Origin of the sequence: Nocardioides scoriae (assembly GCF_900104965.1) — a bacterium.
GTDB classification, from domain to species: domain Bacteria; phylum Actinomycetota; class Actinomycetes; order Propionibacteriales; family Nocardioidaceae; genus Marmoricola; species Marmoricola scoriae.
In genome coordinates, this window is record NZ_LT629757.1 from 2729243 (window position 1) to 2747803 (window position 18561).

Consider the following 18561-nt stretch of genomic DNA (forward strand, 5'->3'; position numbering starts at 1 on the left):
GACCAGCCTCAGGTCGAGGGCGAGGTGGCGGCGAACGAGGGCTGCAGCAGCGCCCGCTCGGCCATGGTCGAGAGCAGCGCGCGCATCTCGTCGGTCTCGAGGAAGGCGCTGTGGGGCGTGGAGTTGAGCAGGCCGAAGGTGGCGTGGACGGTGGCGCGGGCCTGCTGGCGCCCGAGGTGCGCGTCGAGCTCGAGCAGCTGGTCGGCCCAGACGTCGACGTAGGCCCGCTGGGTCTCGCGGACCTTCTCGCGGGCCTCCAGCGGCAGCGCGCCCCAGTCGCGGTCCTGCACGACGATGAGGGCCTGGTGCTCCAGGGCGAAGGCGACGTGCCAGTCGATGAGCCCGAGCAGCGCCTCGCGGGGCGAGCCGGCGGCGGCGACGCGGCGCCGTCCCTCGGTCAGCAGCTCGTCGCTGATGTTGACCAGCATCGAGGCGAGCACCGCGTCCTTGGAGCGGAAGTGGCGGTAGAGCGCCGGGCCGGAGAAGCCGCAGGCGGCGCCCAGCTCGGCGATCGAGACGCCGTGGAAGCCCTTCTCGGCGAAGAGCTCGGCGGCGATGGCCAGGATCTGCTGCCGACGCTCGCTCATTCGTCCGAGGTTATCGGTCGCTCACCACGGACGGACGCGCGGACCGGCTGGTGACCTCGTGCGACCCGGCTGGCGCCGCGTGTTAACGATCGCTAACCTCAGCGGGTGACCTCCTCCCCCGGTGACCTCCGCTCCCTCGTCGACGAGCTCCGGCAGCGCACCGAGCGGGTGCGCCAGGGCGGCTCGGAGGCGGCCCGGCGCAAGCACACCGACCGCGGCAAGCTGCTCGCCCGCGAGCGGGTCGACGCCCTGCTCGACCCGGGCAGCTCGTTCCTCGAGCTGAGCCCGCTGGCGGCGTACGGCATGTACGCGCCCGATCGCGGCCCCGACGCCCAGGACGCCCCCGACGACTTCGCGGTGCCCAGCGCCAGTATCGTCACGGGGCTCGGCACGGTCGAGGGCCGGCTGTGCGTGGTGGTCGCCAACGACGCCACGGTCAAGGGCGGCACCTACTACCCCGTGACGGTCAAGAAGCACCTGCGCGCCCAGGAGGTGGCCCGCGCCAACCGGCTGCCGTGCGTCTACCTCGTCGACTCCGGCGGGGCGTTCCTGCCGATGCAGGACGACGTCTTCCCCGACCGCGAGCACTTCGGGCGGATCTTCTTCAACCAGGCCAACCTCTCGCGCGAGGGCATCCCGCAGATCGCCTCGGTGATGGGCTCGTGCACCGCGGGCGGCGCCTACGTGCCGGCCATGTCCGACGAGACCGTGATCGTGCGCGACCAGGGCACGATCTTCCTCGGCGGCCCGCCCCTGGTGAAGGCCGCGACCGGCGAGGTCGTGACCGCCGAGGAGCTCGGCGGCGGCGAGGTCCACGCCCGGCTGTCCGGCGTCGTCGACCACCTCGCCGAGGACGACGCCCACGCGCTCGCCATCGTGCGCTCGATCGTCGCGACCCTGCCGCGGACCGCGGCGGGCCCGACCGACGCGGAGGTCGAGGAGCCCCTGGGCGACCCCGAGGAGCTCTACGACGTGGTGCCCGCCGACACCCGCACGCCGTACGACGTCCGCGAGGTCGTCACCCGGATCGTCGACGGCAGCCGCTTCCACGAGTTCAAGCAGCTGTACGCCGAGACGCTGGTCTGCGGGTTCGCCTCGATCTGGGGCCACCGGGTCGGCATCGTGGCCAACAACGGCATCCTCTTCGCCGAGTCGGCCCGCAAGGGCGCCCACTTCATCGAGCTGTGCAACCAGCGCGGGATCCCGCTGGTGTTCCTGCAGAACATCAGCGGCTTCATGGTCGGCAAGGAGTACGAGAACAACGGCATCGCCCGCGACGGCGCCAAGCTGGTCACCGCGGTGGCCTGCTCGGTCGTGCCGAAGTTCACCGTGGTCATCGGCGGGTCCTTCGGCGCCGGCAACTACGGCATGTGCGGCCGCGCGTACGACCCCCGCTTCCTGTGGATGTGGCCCAACGCCCGGATCTCGGTGATGGGGGGCGAGCAGGCCGCCGGCGTGCTGGCCACCGTCCGCCGCGACGGCATGGAGGCCCGCGGCCAGGAGTGGTCGGCGCAGGACGAGGAGGCCTTCAAGGCGCCGATCCGCGACCAGTACGAGCACCAGGGCTCGCCCTACTACTCCACCGCGCGGCTGTGGGACGACGGCGTCATCGACCCCGTCGACACCCGCCGCGTCCTCGGCATGGGCCTCGAGGCCGCCGCGCACGCGCCGACCCCGGATCCCTCCTACGGCATCTTCAGGATGTGAGGGGGAGGTGACGAGCATCCAGACCGTCCTGATCGCCAACCGCGGCGAGATCGCGCTCCGCGTGATCCGCACCTGCGACCGCCTCGGCATCCGGTCGGTCGCCATCCACACCGACCTCGACGCCACCGCGCCCCACGTGCGCGCCGCCGGGGAGGCCGTCCGGGTCGGGTCCTACCTCGACGTCGACGAGGTGGTCGCCGCCGCGGTGGGCGCCGGCGCCGACGCCGTGCACCCCGGCTACGGCTTCCTCTCCGAGCGCTCGGCCTTCGCCCAGGCGCTCGAGGACGCCGGCATCGCCCTGGTGGGACCCACCGCCGCGGTGATGGAGCAGATGGGCCGCAAGGACCACGCCCGCGAGGTCGCGATGGCTGCGGGGGTCCCCGTCGTCCCGTCGTACGCCGTGGACGACGACCCCGCCGACTTCGCGATGCCGGTGCTGGTCAAGGCCGCGGCCGGTGGCGGCGGCAAGGGCATGCGCGTGGTCCGCAGCACCAGCGAGTACGCCGACGCCCTCGCCGCCGCGCGCCGCGAGGCCGCCTCGTCCTTCGGCGACGACACCCTGCTGGTCGAGAAGTACGTCGAGCGCGGCCGCCACGTCGAGGTCCAGGTGCTGGCCGACCACCACGGCGCGGTCGTGCACCTCTTCGAGCGCGACTGCTCCACCCAGCGCCGCCACCAGAAGGTGCTGGAGGAGGCGCCCGCCCCGACCATCGACGAGGCCACCCGCGAGCGGATCACCAGCGCCGCGGTCGACCTGGCCCGCGAGGTGGGCTACCGCAACGCCGGCACGGTCGAGTTCCTGCTCGACGTCGACACCGGCGAGGCCTACTTCCTGGAGATGAACACCCGGCTCCAGGTCGAGCACCCGGTGACCGAGGGCGTGGTGTCGACGGGGCCGAGCGGCGGGGCGATCGACCTGGTCGAGCACCAGCTGCGGGTCGCCGCCGGCGAGCCGCTGGCGCTGCGGCAGGAGGACCTCCACCTGCGCGGCCACGCGATCGAGGCGCGGGTCTACGCCGAGGACTCGTTCCACGGCTTCCTGCCCCAGGCGGGCCGGGCGACCCTGGTGCGCTGGCCCGACCGGGTGCGGGTCGACCACGCGCTGGAGAGCGGCCAGGTCGTCAGCACGGCGTACGACCCGATGCTCGGCAAGGTGGTCGCCCACGGCCCCACCCGCGAGGCGGCGCGGCAGGCGCTGGTCGCGGCGCTGGACGACACGGCGATCCTCGGGCTCACCACCAACGCGGGCTTCCTGCGGGCCCTGGTGGCCGGCGAGGAGTTCCGCGACGCGACGATCGACACGGCGTGGCTCGACACCGCCGAGGTGGTCGAGCCGACCGCCGACGTCGCGCGCGTCCTCGCAGCCTGGACCGACGCGATGCTGCGCGCCGACCTCGGCCGCACCGGGCCCTTCCGGGCCGACGGGTTCCGGCTCGCGGCCCCCGCGGCGCCCTTCCTGGTCCAGCTCGACCGCACCGTCCGGGTGCACCGCGACCCCGGCGGCGCGACGGGCCGCGTCGACGACGTCGTGGTGCGGCAGCTGCTGGCCGACCCCGTCGCCACGGCTCGTCCCGCGCCGCCTCGTGACGGGCCCCACGTGGTGCGCCTCGACCTCGACGGCCAGCGTCACCAGGCCGTCGTCCACGCCGACCGCCACGCCGTGGAGGTGGTCCACCAGGGCCAGCGCTTCGTCTTCGCGCGTCCCGACGTCACGCTGCAGCACGGCCCGGCCGCCGGCGCCGGCACCCTGACCGCGCCGATGCCGGGCACGGTCCTGGCCGTCGACGTGGCCACCGGCGACCGCGTCGAGTCGGGCGCGCGGCTCGGCGTGCTCGAGGCGATGAAGATGGAGCTCACGCTCACCGCGCCCTTCGCCGGCACCGTCACGACCGTGGGTGCCCCCGCCGGGGGCCAGGTCGGGCTCGGCGACGTGCTCTTCGAGGTGGAGGCCGACGATGACTGAGACCCCGGACGCCCCCGGGCGCGAGCCGGACCTGCCCGCCCGCGTCACGATCTACGAGGTCGGGCCGCGCGACGGCCTGCAGAACGAGTCCGGCCTGGTGCCGACCGCCGCCAAGGCGGAGTTCGTGCGCCGCCTGCTCGCCGCCGGCCTGCCGGTGGTCGAGGCCACCAGCTTCGTCCACCCCCGCTGGGTGCCGCAGCTGGCCGACGCGGGCGAGCTGCTCGACCTGCTCGCGGCGGACCTCGGCGACACCGCCCGCGAGCTGCCGGTGCTGGTGCCCAACGAGCGGGGCCTCGACCGGGCGCTGGAGCGCGGCTGCCGCCACGTCGCCGTCTTCGGCAGCGCCACCGAGACCTTCGCCCAGCGCAACCTCAACCGCTCCTTCGAGGAGCAGTTCGCGATGTTCGAGCCGACCGTGCGGCGGGCCCGCGACGCCGGCGCCGACGTCCGGGCCTACCTCAGCATGTGCTTCGGCGACCCCTGGGAGGGCCCGGTGCCGATCGACCAGGTCGTCGCGGCGGGCCGCCGGATGCTCGACCTCGGCGCCAGCCAGCTCTCCCTCGGCGACACCATCGGCGTCGGCACCGCCGGCCACGTCCGCGCCCTGCTCGCGGCGTTCGACGACGCCGGCCTCGGCAGCGACGTCCTCGCGGTGCACTTCCACGACACCTACGGCCAGGCGCTCGCCAACGCCCACGCCGCCCTCCAGCACGGCATCACCACCTTCGACGCCAGCGCCGGCGGCCTCGGCGGCTGCCCGTACGCCGAGAGCGCCACCGGCAACCTCGCCACCGAGGACCTCGTCTGGCTGCTCCGGGGACTGGGCGTCGAGACCGGCGTCGACCTCGACGCCCTGGTGGCGACCAGCACCTGGATGGCCGGCGTCCTGGGTCGTCCCAGCCCCTCCCGGGTGGTGCAGGCGCTCAGCCCGGCGGGGTAGTCCGGAACCACCGGGTACCCGGTGGTTCATGGACTCCGGGGGCATTGCAACGGCCGAGAAGTCCAGGGAGTCCCTGAGCAATGGCCCGAGATGCGGCGTACGACCGGGATGTCCTGCCGGCGTCGCGGAACCACCGGGTACCCGGTGATTCATGGACTTCTCAGGCCCCGCACACCCCGAGAAGACCCTGAACCCCCTGGGAGGACACCCGGAGAACACCGTGAGGAACCCCCAGGGACACCCCCACCGCCACCCTCAGGGCGTGCGCCGCGGCAGCAGCTCGCGGTCGACGTAGCGGCCGATCTTCCAGGTCGCGTAGCCGTCGGTGCTCGCGCCCACGAGCCCGCCGACGACCGGGACCCGGCGGCCGACGGTGGAGGCCAGGCGCTTGCCGGCCACGCGGGTCATCAGCTCCGAGGCGACCTCGTTGGCGACCAGGGTGTCGAGGTGCGGGTCGTGGACCGGCGCGGTGGCCAGCACCATCGGCGTGCCGGGCAGCTGGCGGCGGCGCACCAGCTCGTGCAGCTTCTCCTCGCCGAGCAGCGCGGTGAGCACGGCGTTGCGGGTGCGCGGGTCGGCGAGGTCGTAGCCGCGCAGGTGGGCGATCGCGGCGACCAGGCGGCACTGGAGCATCGCCAGACCGGCGATGTTGGCCGGCACGGCGACCGCCATGGTGGCCAGCCCGCCGAGGTTGGTGACGAAGCCCTGGGCCCCGGCCAGCCGGACGTGGTCCTCGATCAGCCGGGTGACGGTGGCCTCGAGGTCACCCCCCTGGGCGTCGCGCTCGCGCTCGGCGACCAGCGCGGCGCCGTCCAGCGGGCCGAACCCGTGGACGGCGCGGTCGAGGGCCTGCTGCACGAACGTGGCGGCGTACTGCGGGGCCAGCTCGGAGACACTGGGCCCGAGCTGCTGGGCCGCCCGGCCCAGGCGCCTGCTCAGACTCATGGTGCCAGCCTACGGTCCGGCCCCGACGCTGCGGGGGCGGTGCGACACCATGGGGGCGTGCCCGTCGAACCGTCACCGACCCCGTGGGCCTTCCCGCCTGCGGACTCGGTCGCCGACGACCTCGTCGCGGTCGGCGCGGACCTGGCGCCGGGCACGCTGCTCGCGGCGTACCGCCAGGGGCTCTTCCCGATGGCGCTGTCCGAGCTGCCCGGCCGGATGGCCTGGTGGTCGCCGGACCCGCGCGGCGTGCTGCCGCTCGAACGGCTCAGGGTCTCGCGCTCGCTGCGGCAGTCGGCCGCCCACTTCGAGGTCCGCGTCGACTCCTGCTTCACCGAGGTCGTCGCCGGCTGCGCCGACCCGTCGCGCGACGGCGGCTGGATCGACGACGAGATCGCGGCGGCGTACGTCGAGCTGCACCGGCTGGGCTGGGCCCACAGCGTGGAGGCCTGGCGCGACGGCGAGCTCGCGGGCGGGCTGTACGGCGTCGCCGTCGGCGGGCTGTTCGCCGGGGAGTCGATGTTCGCCCGGGTCCGCGACGCGTCCAAGGTGGCCCTGGTCGGCCTGGTCGGCCTGCTGCGCGACGCCCACGCCGAGGAGCGGCTGCTCGACACGCAGTGGCTCACCCCGCACCTCGGGACGCTGGGGGTGCTGGAGGTCCCGCGGTCGACGTACCTGCGGCAGCTCCGACGGGCGCTGGAGCTGCCCCTGCCCGGCGCCTTCGGCGGCCCGGGGGACGGCGCCTAGACGACGAGCGGGTCGGCGTCGCCCTCGGCGACCATCGGCCGGCCGGCGTCGGACCAGTCGAGCATGCCGCCGGCGAGGTTGATCGCCTCGAGGCCCTTCTCGCGCAGGAACGCCGTCGCCTGGGCCGAGCGGCCGCCCACCTTGCAGACCACGAGCAGCTGCTGGTCCGAGGGCAGCTCGTCGACCCGGTCGGGGACCTGCGTCAGCGGGACGTGCAGCGCGCCCTCGATGTGGCCGTGCTGCCACTCGATCGGCTCGCGCACGTCGAGGACGGTCACGCCGGCCGGGAGCGGGTCGGGCACCTGGGCGACCTCGATGGTGGGGACCTCGATCATGGTCGCCAACCTACTTCAGCAGGCGCGACATCCGCCGGTCGGCCAGCGGCTTGCCCCCGGTCTGGCAGGTGGGGCAGTACTGCAGGCTCGAGTCGGCGAAGCTGACCTCGCGCACGGTGTCCCCGCAGACCGGGCAGGCCTCGCCGGTGCGGCCGTGCACCGCCAGGTTGGTCTTCTTCTCGCCCTTGAGCTTGCTGGCGTCGAGGCCGGCGGAGCGGCGCACCGCCTCGCCCAGCACCTCGCGGATCGCGGTCCACAGCGTCTCGAGCTCGCCCTCGGTCAGGCTGTTGGCCGGCTTGAAGGGCGACAGCCGGGCGGCGTGGAGCAGCTCGTCGGAGTAGGCGTTGCCGATGCCGGCGATGTTGCTCTGGTAGCGCAGCACGCCCTTGATCTGCGCCCGCCCGGCCGCCTGCAGGATGCCCTGGAGCACCTCGGGGGTGAAGTTGTCGGCCAGCGGGTCCGGGCCCAGCCGGGCCACGCCCTCGACCTGCTGCGGGTCGCGCACGACGTAGAGCGCCAGCCCCTTGCGGGTGCCGGCCTCGGTGATGTCGAGCGCGGCCTCCTCCCCGCCCTCGGGACCCGGGGAGAGCACCACCCGGGCAGCCAGGGGCGACTTCATGCTCGGACGCGGCGGGGTGGCCGGCACGGTGTCCTTCCAGCGCACCCAGCCGGCCTTGGCCAGGTGGAGCACGAGGTGGGTGCCGCCGATGTCGAGGTCCAGGAACTTGCCGTAGCGGCGGACCCCGTCGACCAGGCCCCCCGACAGCGCCGAGATCGGCGGGTCGTAGGTCTTGAGGCAGCTGATGGCGACGATGTCGACGCGGATGACGGCACGGCCCGCCAGGCGACGCGACAGGTCGCTGGCGAGGGCTTCGACCTCGGGCAGCTCGGGCACGCCCCGACCCTACGGGCTGGGCGGCGCCCACGGGAGGCCCGCGATCCCTGGTCAAACCGAGGAGCCTCGGGTCAGACTGGGCCATGAGCTCGGTAGTCCACCTCCCCCACGGCTCGGCGTGCTTCGCCGACGACCGTGGCGAGGGACGCCTGCTGCGGGCCACCTGGCACCACCGCGAGGACCTGGTCGTGCTCTCGCTGTGGCGCGGCGAGGAGTGCACCGCCACCTTCCGGCTGCCCCACGACCAGGTCGCCGCCCTCGTGGCCACCCTCCAGGCCGGCCTCGACCCGGCGTACGACGTCCAGCAGCGCGCCTGATGCGTCTGCGACTCGCTACCGACGTCTACGGGATCTGCTAGAGACCTCGGTAGCGTCACGGGGGTGGACCCCGTGAGGAACCCCTACGCCCCCGGCGCCGGCCAGCGACCGCCCGAGCTGGCCGGGCGCGACCGCGAGCTCCAGCAGTTCGAGGTCGTGCTGGAGCGGGTCGCCGCCGGCCGCCCCGACCGCAGCCTGGTGCTCTCCGGCCTGCGCGGCGTCGGCAAGACGGTGCTGCTCAACGCGCTGCGCAGCCTGGCGGTGAAGCGGGCCTGGGGCACCGGCAAGATCGAGGCCCGGCCCGAGCAGTCGCTGCGGCTCCCGATCGCCCAGGCCGTGCACGCCGCCGTCCGCGAGGTCGCCCACCGCCACCGCGACCCCGAGCGGGTCGACCACGTCAACGGCGTGGTCAAGGCCTTCGCCCTGCGCGCCGAGCTCAAGGACCGCAAGGCCGCCGGCCCCCACCGCTGGCAGCCCCCGACCGACGTCGACGCGGTCCGCGGCCGCGCCGACTCGGGCGACCTCGAGCTCGACCTGGTCGAGCTGTTCACCGACGTCGCCTCGCTGGCCGGCGACCTCGGCGTCGGGGTGGCGCTGTTCGTCGACGAGATGCAGGACATCGCCACCGACGAGCTGGCCGCCCTGTGCGGCGCGGTCCACGAGATCAGCCAGCAGGGCGCCCCGCTCGTCGTCGTCGGCGCGGGCCTGCCGCACCTGCCGGTCGCGCTCGCCAGCTCCAAGTCGTACGCCGAGCGGCTGTTCCGCTACGTCCGCGTCGACCGGCTCCCCCGCGACATGGCCGAGCGGGCCTGGCGGGTGCCGGCCGCCGAGGAGGACGCGACCTACGAGCGGGCGGCGCTGGAGGAGCTCTACCGGCTGACCGACGGCTACCCCTACTTCGTGCAGGCCTACGGCAAGGTCACCTGGGACGTCGCCCTCGACACCCCCATCACCTGGAACGACGTCATGCAGGCCGCCCCCGAGGCCGAGGCCGAGCTGGCCGTGGGCTTCTTCGGGGCGCGCTACGACCGGGCGACGCCGGCCGAGCGCGACTACATGGTCGCGATGGCCGACCTGGGCGGCGACACCGGCGACTCCGCGGTGGCCACGGCCGAGGTGGCGCGGCTGCTCGACCGCAAGCCGCAGTCGCTCTCCCCCGCCCGCGACGGCCTCATCAAGAAGGGCCTGGTGTTCTCCGCCGAGCGCGGCACCGTCGCCTTCACCGTCCCCCACTTCGGCCGCTTCCTGCGCGCCCAGCGCTGACGCGACGCCCCCGGCCCGATGACCCCGACACGATGACCCTGGCCTGGGAGGAGCTCGCGGCCCGGACCCTGGCGCGCCAGTTCCCGGCGGTCGCGGGCCGCGACGCCGCCGCCGTCGAGCGGGTGCTCGACCTGGCCGGGCCGGTGCAGTCGCAGACCGCCCGATCTCCCTTCCTGTCGCTGGCCGCGCGGCTGCCCGGGGTGGAGCACCACGCGATCGCCGCGGCGCACGACGACCACGCGGTCGTGCGGGGCAGCAACCTGCGCGGCACCGTGCACACCTCGACGCCCGCCGACCACGCCCTCATGGAGGTGGTCACCCGGCTCGGGCAGCGCGCGCTGTGGGCCCGCACGCTGCGGCTGCAGGACACGACGCTGGAGCAGGTGTGGGCCGGCATCGAGGCGTCTGCGGCCGACGACTGGCGCACCGCCGCCGAGCTGCACGACCACCTCCGCGGCTGGCTCGCCGAGCACGACCCGGGAGCCGAGCCGCGGCTGGACGACACCCAGGGCCGCTACCTCGCCTTCGGCCACGGCGGCCTGCTCCGGCGGCCCCTCGGCGGTGGCTGGTCCGGCCAGGGCAGGGCGGGCTACCGCACCGCCTCGGCCGTGCTGGGCGACCGCTCCGCCGTGCTGGCCGACCCCGACGGGGCGGTCGACGCCCTGCTGCGGCGCCACCTCGGCTGCCACGGCCCCGCGAGCCGCCGCGACCTGGCCTGGTGGTCGGGCCTGGGCCTGCGCACCGTCGACGCCTCGCTCTCCCGCCTGGCCTCCGACCTGGTCGAGGACGACGCCCCCGACGGCTCGGTGGTCGTCGACCTCGCGGACGCCCCCGGGCCGGTCGACCTGCCCGGCACCCACCTGCTCCCCGAGTTCGACGCCCTGCTCTGCGCCTACGACCCGAAGGCCCGCACCCGGTTCGTCGACGCCGCCCACTACCGACGGCTGTGGGTGCAGGACAACGGCCTGCTGCTCGCGCCCGTGCTGGTCGACGGGCGGCTCACCGGCCACTGGCGGCTGGAGGGCTCGGGCCGGCGCCGCCGCTGCGAGGTCGCGTGGTTCGCCGGGACGCGGCGACCGCGCCGCTCCGAGCTCGAGACCTGCCTGGCCGCCGTCGCCGCGGCGTACGACGTGGAGGTGACGGGCCTCGACGTGGCCCGCGAGCAGCCGGCCTGAGGTCGTCGAGGCTGGCGGGCTGTCGGTGCTCGGTCGCATCCTGGTGCCACGTCGTCGAGCCGGCCCGTCGACGGGCCGCACCGAGCAAGGGAGCCAGCCGTGTTCGCACCAGGTCGTCACACCGAGAGCGAGACCCTCGCGGGTTACCTCGAGGCCCAGCTGGAGTCGTTGCGCACGGCTGCCTTCGGCCTCACCGAGGAGCAGGCCCGTGCCACCCCGACCCGCAGCGCGCTGTCGGTCGGCGGGCTGCTCAAGCACGCGATCTACGTCATCACCGCCCGGGCCCGCCGCGAGTCCGGCGAGGAGATCACCCCCGAGACCCAGGCGCTGTTCACCGACAGCTTCGCGCTGCGCGACGACGAGACCCTCGAGGGCACCCTCGCGGCGTACGACGCCGCCGTCGCCGCCTACCTCGCCGAGGTCCGTGCCGTCGACCCCGGCGCCGAGAGCATCGAGCCGCCAGCCCCCTGGGACGGCATCCTCGAGCCCACCCCCATCCACGAGCGCTTCTACCTCGTCCACCACGTCGAGGAGCTGGCCCGCCACGCCGGCCACGCCGACATCATCCGCGAGCAGCTCGACGGCGCCACCGCCATCGAGCTCCACCACGGCGAGCGCGACCTCCCCGGCAACCCCTTCGTGACCCCCTGGAAGCCCGGGTCCTGATCCGCCCCGGTCCCTGAGGTGCGACGGCCCCCGGACGAGTCGAGGTCGACCCACGGCGACCCGCGAGGTGCTGCCCAGGGCGGCGGTGCGGGTGCAAGATGGAGCCATGGTCAAGCCACGGCCCCAGGTGGTCGCGCACCGCGGAGCCAGCGCCGTCAAGGCCGAGCACACCCTGGGGGCCTACGTCGCCGCCCTGGACGACGGCGCGGAGGCCCTGGAGTGCGACGTCCGGCTGACCGCCGACGGCCACCTCGTGTGCGTCCACGACCGGAGCATGCGGCGCACCGCGAGCCGCGCCGACGTGGTGTCGGCCATGGAGCTGGCCGACCTGGAGAGCCTGGACGTGTCGTCGTGGAAGACGCCCTGGGCGGAGATGGACGACGAGCGGCCCGACACCGACCCCGAGCTGGGCAAGGTGCTCACGCTGCGTCGGCTGCTCGAGACGGTCGCCGACTACCACCGGCCGGTCGAGCTGGCGATCGAGACCAAGCACCCGACGCGCTACGCCGGGCTGGTGGAGAAGCGGCTGGTCGAGCTGCTGGAGGAGTTCGGGTGGACCGGGGCCGACGCACCGGTGCGGGTGATGTCGTTCTCCTGGTTGGCCCTGCGCCGCGTCCGCCGCCTGGCCCCGGATCTCGACCTGGTGATGCTGGTCGAGAACCGGCAGCAGTGGTACCGCGCCAAGCCGTTCCTCGAGCCCGACGCCGTCGCCGGTCCGGGCATCGAGCTGGTGCGCGAGCACCCCGACCTGGTGCGCCGGATGATCGAGCTGCACGGGCGCCGCGTCCACTGCTGGGTGGTCAACGAGCCGGACGACGTGGAGCTGTGCCGCGACCTGGGGATCGAGGCCGTCATCACCGACACCCCGGGTGCCGTCGGACGGCACCTGGCGGGATCGGGGGCGTGACCGTGGCTGCCGACGCCGGTGCGTTTCGTCCTGGTCCGTGCGGGGCACCCTCCCGAGCACCGTGCCGCGCGGTGACCCCCGACCCGAGGACGACGATGACAATGACCTCCTCCCACGCAGGCCCTGCCCCCGTGGACCCCGTCGCGCTCGCGCTCCCCTTCGCCCCCGAGAGCGCGGCCGTCGCCCGCCACCGGCTGCGCGACTGGCTCGACGCCCTCGGCGCCGGCCTCGACCAGCTCGACGACGCCCGCCTGCTCGTGAGCGAGCTCGTCGGCAACGCCGTGCGCCACGCCCGCCCACTGGCCGACGACACCCTCCAGGTCGCCTTCGACCGCCACGAGAGCGCGCTCGCCATCGCCGTCACCGACGGCGGCTCCGTGACCGCCCCGCGCCGGGTCGACTCCTCGGTGTCCGACCTGTCGGGCCGTGGCCTGTCGATCGTCGAGACCCTGGCCAGCAGCTGGTGGGTCGAGTCCACCCGCTCGCGCACCACCGTGCACGCCGTCCTCAGCCTGACCTGATCCCGGCGGCGCCTAGGCTGTCGCCCCATGGGCAAGAAGTCACGCATCAAGCACCGCTCCACCGCCACCGTCGAGACCGCGCCCGACGCGGTCGGGCCGCGTCAGCCGTGCCCCTGCGGCTCGGGCCGCCGCTACAAGGCCTGCCACGGCAGCGGTGACAGCTCCTCGCCGTACGTCGCCCGCCCCTTCGACGGCCTGGCCGCCGAGTCCGACCTCGTGGCCCTGCGCGAGTTCGTCCCCGCCGCCACCGCACCGCTGCGGCTCCGGGAGCCCCACGAGCGCTCGGTGCAGGTGTGCTCGCTGCTGCCCGGCGCCGCGCCGGCCATGGTCCGCGACGACGGCAGCGTCTGGCTGGGCCTGCAGGTCCAGCACGGCTACGGCGACCCGAGCCGCGACCTCGGGGCCGTGCTGCTCGAGGCCCTGGAGGCCGAGCCCGGCAGCCTGGTCAGCCTCACCTCCCCGCCCGGCGAGGGCCCGCGCCTGGAGGACCTCGTGGTCGACGAGCCGCTCGAGATCACCGTCCACGACGGCTTCGACTACTGGGTCGCCGACGTCGAGGACCCCGACGGCACCATGGCCGGTGCCCTGGCCCAGGCCAACGAGGCGGCCGCGCCGACGCAGCGGATGACGTCGGCCGCGGCGGCGTACTGGACGCGGATGGGCGAGCGCGAGTACCTCCGCTGGGTGCTGCCGCACCCCGAGGACGCCGTGCTCGACGCGCTCGCGCGCATGCACGTCCTGGGCGACGAGTCGCTGGTCGAGGGCGACCGGCTGATCGGGATGTTCCGGGCGCACGGCCTGGTCGTGCCGGTGTGGGACCTGCCTCGCGGCACCGGCCCCGACGCGGTCGACGAGCGCCTCGGGGCCGTCGCCGCGCGGCTGGAGGAGCTGCTCGCCGACCCCAGCCCGCTGACGTCGGAGGAGCGCTCCGCGCGCTCCGGCCTGGCGAGCCGCCAGCTCACCATCCGCTGACCCGCCGCACTGGGCCGACCGCAGTTGTCGGTGGCCCGGCGGATGCCGTACATTCGAGGTGCCCGGCCGATGTTGTCCCCCCCGTCAACACCGGCCGGGCACTTTCGTGCCCGGCCCAGGTCGGGGGTGGCCGGTCTCCCGGCCCCGAGGTCACTGGACCTGGTCGTCGACCTTGACGTTGAAGTTCACCTTGCCGGCGTCGGTGACCGACGTCGTGGTGACGGTGACGCCGAGCTTGTCCGAGCCCGCCGTCAGGGTGCACTCGGTGGTGGCACCCTTCTCGGCCTTGAGCTCGTCGGGGCACGACATGTCGTCGGGCGCCTGACCGACCTGCTTCTCCAGCGCGGCCGAGACCTGCTTCTCCAGCTCGCTCCCGCTGACCGCCTCGGGCTTGGTGCCCGCGGAGCACCCAGCGGCGGACAGCAGGACGAGGGACGCAGCCAGGACCGAGAACGTGCGACGCATGGTTTCCTCCGATGTCGGGTGACCGCCGAGGTGTGAGGTTTGGCGCGTGCGGCGGCCGGGGACAACGTAGCGTGACTCGGGTCGCCTTTCGGGCTGATCCCGGGCGAATCGACCATCGAGCCGGGGGGCACGAGCACATGTCAGGTGAGTTCGACGTCGACACGGGCGAGCTGCGCGCCGCCGCGAGCGACATCAGGGCGGCGGTCGCCTCCGTCGCGGGCTGGACGATGCCGTCCGACGGGGCCAGCGCGACCAGCTTCGGGCACGACCAGGTGGCCCAGATGTACGTCGACCTGTGCGCCAAGCTCACCGAGACGGTGACGAGCACCGCCGAGGGCACGACGCAGGCGGCGGCGGACCTCGACTCCAGCGCCACGACGTACGACACGACCGACACCACGGCCGGCGCCTACCTCGGCGGCTTCGGGATCCCGGGGGTGACGCCGTGAGCATCCCGAAGGGGGCCGCGCTCGGCTCCACCAGCGACCCCAAGGCCCTCGTCGTCGGAGACGCGTCGAGCCTGGACAGCGCCGCCGACAAGCTCAAGACCGAGGCCACGAAGATCCGCGACGTCGGCCTCGACCTCAAGGCCGTCAAGACCCCCTCGTGGACCGGGGCGGCCAGCGACGGCTTCTGGATGTTCTTCGGCGCCGAGCCCCAGGTCTGGCAGGCCATCGCCGACGTCATGACCACGTCGGAGGCCGCGCTGCGCGACCAGGCCGGCGCGCTGCGCACCGCCCAGGACAAGGCCCAGGACGCCATCGACAAGTGGGAGGAGGGCGAGCAGGCGACGCAGACCGCCACCACCGCCTACAACGACCGCGTCGAGAAGCACAACACCACGATCGAGAACGGCGGCTTCTCGCTGCCGCCCGGCCCCTTCTCCGACCCGGGCGACGCCCTGCGCGAGGAGGCCCAGCAGATCCTCGACGACGCCGCCACCGCCCTCGACGAGGCCGGCCTGCAGAACGCCGGCACGCTCGCCGAGCTCGGCGGGCTGTCGTGGAACGAGAGCACCGGCGACGTCGAGGGCCCGGGGGTCGACGGCGAGGTCGACGGGCCGTCGTTCAGCCACTCCGACCCCAACGCCTTCGGCGGCGACGACAAGCCGTGGAAGAAGCCCGGGGAGGACGGCTACTCCGCCTCGCTCTCCCTCGGCTCGATCTCCGGGTCGGCGTACCTCGCCCAGGTGTCGGGCTCGACCGAGGGCAACTACCACGGCATCGACTACGCCGCGGAGGGCGAGGTCTTCCTCGGGGCCGAGGCCGACGCCGGCATCAACGTCACCGACACCAGCGTCGAGGCCACCGCGAGCGCGACGGTCGGGGTCTCGGCCAGCGGCTCGGCCAGCGCCGAGTACGGCTACCTCGGCGTCGAGGCCGAGGGCAGCGCCATGGCCGGCGCCACCGCCGAGGGCACCATCGGCGTGGGCACCGACGGCGTGCACGCCAGCGGCGAGGTCTTCGCGGGGGCGCAGGCCGAGGGCTCGATCGGCGGCGACGTCGGCGGCGTCGGCGGCGCCGTCACCGGCGAGGCCTGGGCGGGCGTGGGCGCGAGCGCCGACGTCAACGCCGGGATGAACGACGACGGTTCCTTCACGATCGGCGGCCACTTCGGCGTCGGTCTCGGCATCGGCGGCCAGATCGGTGGTGAGATCACCATCGATCCCGAGGAGGTCGTCGACACCGTGGGCGACATCGCGGACGGGGTCGGGGACTTCGCCGAGGACGCCGGTGGCGCCCTCGCCGACGGCGCCGAGACCGTCGGCGGCTGGCTCGGCCTCTAGCACCCCACGACCCACCACCCAGGAGCCACCATGCCCACCACCTTCCCGATCCCGATCTCCTTCCGGCTGCCCGACGACGCCTGGCAGGCGGTGCAGCCGGAGTCGCTCGGCGTCACCAACGCGGCCTTCCTGGCCGTGCGCCGCGAGCACGTCGGCAGCGGCTACGCCCCGACCATCACCCTCAGCGGGGACGTCCTCGACGACGGGGCCAGCCTCGAGCAGGTCGCCGACGCGGCCGTCGAGGTGCTCGCGTCCCAGGCCGAGGACGTGCGGCTGGTGAAGCGGGCGACGTACGGCAGCCAGACCACGCCGGGCCTGCTGCAGCAGCTGGACTGCCAGATCTCCACCGAGGACGGTCCGCGCGACATCCGGCAGCTGCAGGCGCTGATCGAGCTCACCGACGTGGACGACCCGTCACGTCGCGCGGTCGCCAAGGTCGTGCTCAGCACCACCCGGGGCCAGCACGACGTCTACCTGCCGGAGTTCCAGCAGTTCCTGCGCACGCTGCGCCCGGGCCCCCAGGCGGGCTGAGCCCGCCCGGGCGGCTCGGACGACGCGTCGCGGGTCAGAGCAGGACGAGCAGCAGCACGACGACCACGAGCACCAGCACGAGGGCGCCGACCGCGAAGGCGATGCCGATCTTCTGCTGCGTGCCGGCCTGCTCCTTCCAGCCCTGCTGCTGGGCGGGCTCGCGGATCAGCTTGCGGCCCTCGCTGGAGTCGAAGCTGTAGTCGACGACCTTGCCGAAGTCGCCGTCCTGGTTCACGGCGTACGTCTTCTCGAAGCTCTTGGACTCCAGGCGTCCCATGGAGCGCGACAGCCGGGCGCCCATGGTCGGGACGGGGGTGCCGCCGCTGACGTCGGCGCCGCGCTTCCAGGTGAGCTCGTAGCTGTCGTCGGTGATCGACATCGTCTGCGAGGCCTCGTCGAGCTTGACCCGGTAGGTGAAGGTCTTCTCGAGCTTCTTCTGGTACATCAGCGTGTAGTACGTCGCGTCGGCGAGGTCGATGCCGACGTCGAACCCGTCGGCGGTCTCCTCGAGCTTGTACGGCGTGCCCTCGGTGCGGGCGCGGACGGCTGCGATCAGCTCCTGCTTGGTGCTCATGGCACCAACCTAGCGGCGGCTCACAGCTCGTCGCGGGCGATCGGGCACGACATGCAGCGCGGGCCGCCACGACCCGAGCCGAGCTCCGAGCCGGAGATCGCGATCACCTCGATGCCGGCCTCCTCGAGGCGGGCGTTGGTCTCGACGTTGCGCTCGTAGGCGACCGCCACCCGCGGCGCGACGGCCAGGGTGTTGTTGCCGTCGTCCCACTGCTCGCGCTCGGCGGTGACGGGGTCGAGGCCGGTGTCGATCTGGTGCAGCGCGTCGATGCCCATCGCGCGGGCGGCGGCCACCAGGAACGGCGCGCTGTCGGAGACCTGGAGCTGGCCGTCCTCGGTGGCGGTGACCGTGTGGGCGGCGAGGTGGTCGGCGACGTTGGGGTACATCACGATCTTGTCGACGTCGACCATCGTGCAGACGGTGTCGAGGTGCATGGTCGCCCGCTCCTGGGCGATCGGGACGGCGAGCACGGTGTGGGCACCCCCGTCGGCGAGCAGCTGGCGGGCCAGGCGCTCGACGCCGGCGGGCGTGGTGCGCTCGCCCACGCCCACGGCCACCACGCCGGCCGAGAGCAGCAGCACGTCGCCGCCCTCGACGTGCTCGCGGTGCCAGCCGTGGATGGTCTCGATGCCGGAGAAGCGGGGGTGCAGGGTGTAGATCAGCTCGGTCAGCTGGGTCTCGCGGTCGCGGGCGGGCATCGCGAGCGAGGTGACCGCGACCTTGTCGCGGATCCACACGCTCGAGTCGCGGGTGAAGAGCAGGTTGGGCAGCGGGTCGATGAGGAAGTCGTCGCTGTGCAGCAGGCTGGTCACCAGCCCGAAGCCGCCGCGCACCTCGTCGTTGCGCAGGCCGGCGGTGAGCGCGTCGGTCAGCTCGGCCGGCGACAGCTCGCCCAGCCAGCCGCGCAGGTGGTCGCGCAGGGTGTCGCCGAGGCGCAGCGACTGGGTGACGCCGGCCACCGCCCGGGCGCGCGCCTCCTCGCTGGCGAGCGTCTCGGTGAGCAGCTCGGTGAGGTAGAGCACCTCGACGTCGCGCGAGCGCAGCGCGTCGGCGAAGGCGTCGTGCTCCTCCTGGGCCCGGCTGACCCACGGGATGCCGTCGAAGAGCAGCTGGTCGTTGTTGCGCGGCGTCAGGCGCTGCAGCTCGGGGCCGGGCCGGTGCAGCATCACCGTGCGCAACCGCCCGACCTCGCTCGAGACCCCGGGCGGGCGGGTGGAGGTGGCGGGGGTGGCGGAGGACGCGTCGCTCATGGCGGCAGCCTAGGGCCA

General features: G+C 74.0%; 21 protein-coding genes. 14 read left to right on the top strand and 7 right to left on the bottom strand.

Going from position 1 to position 18561, the window contains the following annotated elements; translation table 11 throughout:
• Positions 1–8 precede the first annotated feature (8 nt).
• Positions 9–587: a TetR/AcrR family transcriptional regulator gene (locus BLU55_RS13010; protein WP_091730402.1), complete on the bottom strand. Its 579-nt coding sequence runs from the start codon at positions 585–587 to the stop codon at positions 9–11.
• Positions 588–692: 105 nt separating this feature from the next.
• Between BLU55_RS13010 and BLU55_RS13015 the strand changes: the two genes are divergently transcribed.
• The 3 genes from BLU55_RS13015 to BLU55_RS13025 are packed head-to-tail and all read left to right on the top strand — an operon-like array spanning position 693 to position 5197.
• Positions 693–2294 (top strand): carboxyl transferase domain-containing protein, encoded by a 1602-nt coding sequence (locus BLU55_RS13015; protein WP_091730405.1) that lies wholly within the window; start codon positions 693–695, stop codon positions 2292–2294.
• A gap of 7 nt (positions 2295–2301) precedes the next feature.
• Positions 2302–4257, top strand: a complete 1956-nt coding sequence (locus tag BLU55_RS13020) for an ATP-binding protein (RefSeq protein WP_091730407.1) — start codon at positions 2302–2304, stop codon at positions 4255–4257.
• On the top strand, positions 4250–5197 hold the full coding sequence (locus tag BLU55_RS13025; RefSeq protein WP_091730410.1) for a hydroxymethylglutaryl-CoA lyase: 948 nt from the start codon (positions 4250–4252) through the stop codon (positions 5195–5197). Before BLU55_RS13020 ends, BLU55_RS13025 begins: the two co-directional genes overlap by 8 nt.
• 255 nt (positions 5198–5452) lie before the next feature.
• On the opposite strand, the gene BLU55_RS13030 is transcribed toward BLU55_RS13025, so the two are convergent.
• On the bottom strand, positions 5453–6142 hold the full coding sequence (locus BLU55_RS13030; protein WP_091730412.1) for an EcsC family protein: 690 nt from the start codon (positions 6140–6142) through the stop codon (positions 5453–5455).
• A gap of 57 nt (positions 6143–6199) precedes the next feature.
• Between BLU55_RS13030 and aat the strand changes: the two genes are divergently transcribed.
• Entirely contained in the window at positions 6200–6886 is a 687-nt protein-coding gene (aat, locus tag BLU55_RS13035) for a leucyl/phenylalanyl-tRNA--protein transferase (RefSeq protein WP_091730415.1), read from the top strand.
• On the opposite strand, the gene BLU55_RS13040 is transcribed toward aat, so the two are convergent.
• Complete coding sequence (locus tag BLU55_RS13040) at positions 6883–7221, bottom strand: rhodanese-like domain-containing protein (protein ID WP_091730417.1); 339 nt, start codon at positions 7219–7221, stop codon at positions 6883–6885. The genes aat and BLU55_RS13040 overlap by 4 nt on opposite strands.
• A 10-nt stretch (positions 7222–7231) precedes the next feature.
• Positions 7232–8116, bottom strand: a complete 885-nt coding sequence (locus BLU55_RS13045; protein ID WP_091730420.1) for an Fpg/Nei family DNA glycosylase — start codon at positions 8114–8116, stop codon at positions 7232–7234.
• An 83-nt stretch (positions 8117–8199) separates the two neighbouring features.
• Here BLU55_RS13045 and BLU55_RS13050 point away from each other — a divergent pair, with 83 nt between their 5' ends.
• The 7 genes from BLU55_RS13050 to BLU55_RS13080 all read left to right on the top strand — a co-directional run bounded on the left by BLU55_RS13050 (position 8200) and on the right by BLU55_RS13080 (position 13937).
• Positions 8200–8433 (top strand): hypothetical protein, encoded by a 234-nt coding sequence (locus BLU55_RS13050; RefSeq protein ID WP_091730423.1) that lies wholly within the window; start codon positions 8200–8202, stop codon positions 8431–8433.
• 63 nt (positions 8434–8496) lie between these two features.
• Positions 8497–9696 (top strand): ATP-binding protein, encoded by a 1200-nt coding sequence (locus tag BLU55_RS13055; RefSeq protein WP_091730425.1) that lies wholly within the window; start codon positions 8497–8499, stop codon positions 9694–9696.
• 32 nt (positions 9697–9728) lie between these two features.
• The gene (locus BLU55_RS13060; RefSeq protein ID WP_091730428.1) at positions 9729–10871 is read left to right on the top strand and encodes a winged helix DNA-binding domain-containing protein; all 1143 of its coding nucleotides are present in this window, start codon (positions 9729–9731) and stop codon (positions 10869–10871) included.
• A gap of 99 nt (positions 10872–10970) precedes the next feature.
• Positions 10971–11537, top strand: a complete 567-nt coding sequence (locus BLU55_RS13065; protein WP_091730430.1) for a mycothiol transferase — start codon at positions 10971–10973, stop codon at positions 11535–11537.
• A 106-nt stretch (positions 11538–11643) separates the two neighbouring features.
• Positions 11644–12444 carry a glycerophosphodiester phosphodiesterase family protein gene (locus BLU55_RS13070; RefSeq protein ID WP_091730433.1) on the top strand — a complete coding sequence of 267 codons (801 nt, stop codon included), beginning with the start codon at positions 11644–11646 and terminating at the stop codon, positions 12442–12444.
• 101 nt (positions 12445–12545) lie between these two features.
• A complete protein-coding gene (locus tag BLU55_RS13075) occupies positions 12546–12965 on the top strand; it encodes an ATP-binding protein (RefSeq protein WP_091730435.1) in 420 nt (139 codons plus the stop codon).
• A gap of 27 nt (positions 12966–12992) precedes the next feature.
• Positions 12993–13937: a DUF5926 family protein gene (locus tag BLU55_RS13080; RefSeq protein WP_091730438.1), complete on the top strand. Its 945-nt coding sequence runs from the start codon at positions 12993–12995 to the stop codon at positions 13935–13937.
• 150 nt (positions 13938–14087) lie between these two features.
• Here the strand turns inward: BLU55_RS13080 and BLU55_RS13085 are convergent, their stop codons facing one another.
• Entirely contained in the window at positions 14088–14402 is a 315-nt protein-coding gene (locus BLU55_RS13085; RefSeq protein WP_091730441.1) for a DUF4333 domain-containing protein, read from the bottom strand.
• A gap of 137 nt (positions 14403–14539) precedes the next feature.
• Here BLU55_RS13085 and BLU55_RS13090 point away from each other — a divergent pair, with 137 nt between their 5' ends.
• The 3 genes from BLU55_RS13090 to BLU55_RS13100 are packed head-to-tail and all read left to right on the top strand — an operon-like array spanning position 14540 to position 16719.
• On the top strand, positions 14540–14851 hold the full coding sequence (locus BLU55_RS13090) for a type VII secretion target (protein ID WP_157682848.1): 312 nt from the start codon (positions 14540–14542) through the stop codon (positions 14849–14851).
• A complete protein-coding gene (locus tag BLU55_RS13095) occupies positions 14848–16188 on the top strand; it encodes a putative T7SS-secreted protein (RefSeq protein WP_091730444.1) in 1341 nt (446 codons plus the stop codon). Before BLU55_RS13090 ends, BLU55_RS13095 begins: the two co-directional genes overlap by 4 nt.
• A gap of 30 nt (positions 16189–16218) precedes the next feature.
• The gene (locus tag BLU55_RS13100) at positions 16219–16719 is read left to right on the top strand and encodes a hypothetical protein (protein WP_091730446.1); all 501 of its coding nucleotides are present in this window, start codon (positions 16219–16221) and stop codon (positions 16717–16719) included.
• Positions 16720–16753: 34 nt separating this feature from the next.
• On the opposite strand, the gene BLU55_RS13105 is transcribed toward BLU55_RS13100, so the two are convergent.
• Both BLU55_RS13105 and BLU55_RS13110 read right to left on the bottom strand, forming a co-directional pair.
• A complete protein-coding gene (locus BLU55_RS13105; RefSeq protein ID WP_091730448.1) occupies positions 16754–17293 on the bottom strand; it encodes a hypothetical protein in 540 nt (179 codons plus the stop codon).
• A 20-nt stretch (positions 17294–17313) separates the two neighbouring features.
• Positions 17314–18543 carry an arginine deiminase gene (locus BLU55_RS13110; protein ID WP_091730449.1) on the bottom strand — a complete coding sequence of 410 codons (1230 nt, stop codon included), beginning with the start codon at positions 18541–18543 and terminating at the stop codon, positions 17314–17316.
• Between the last annotated feature and the right edge of the window lie 18 nt (positions 18544–18561).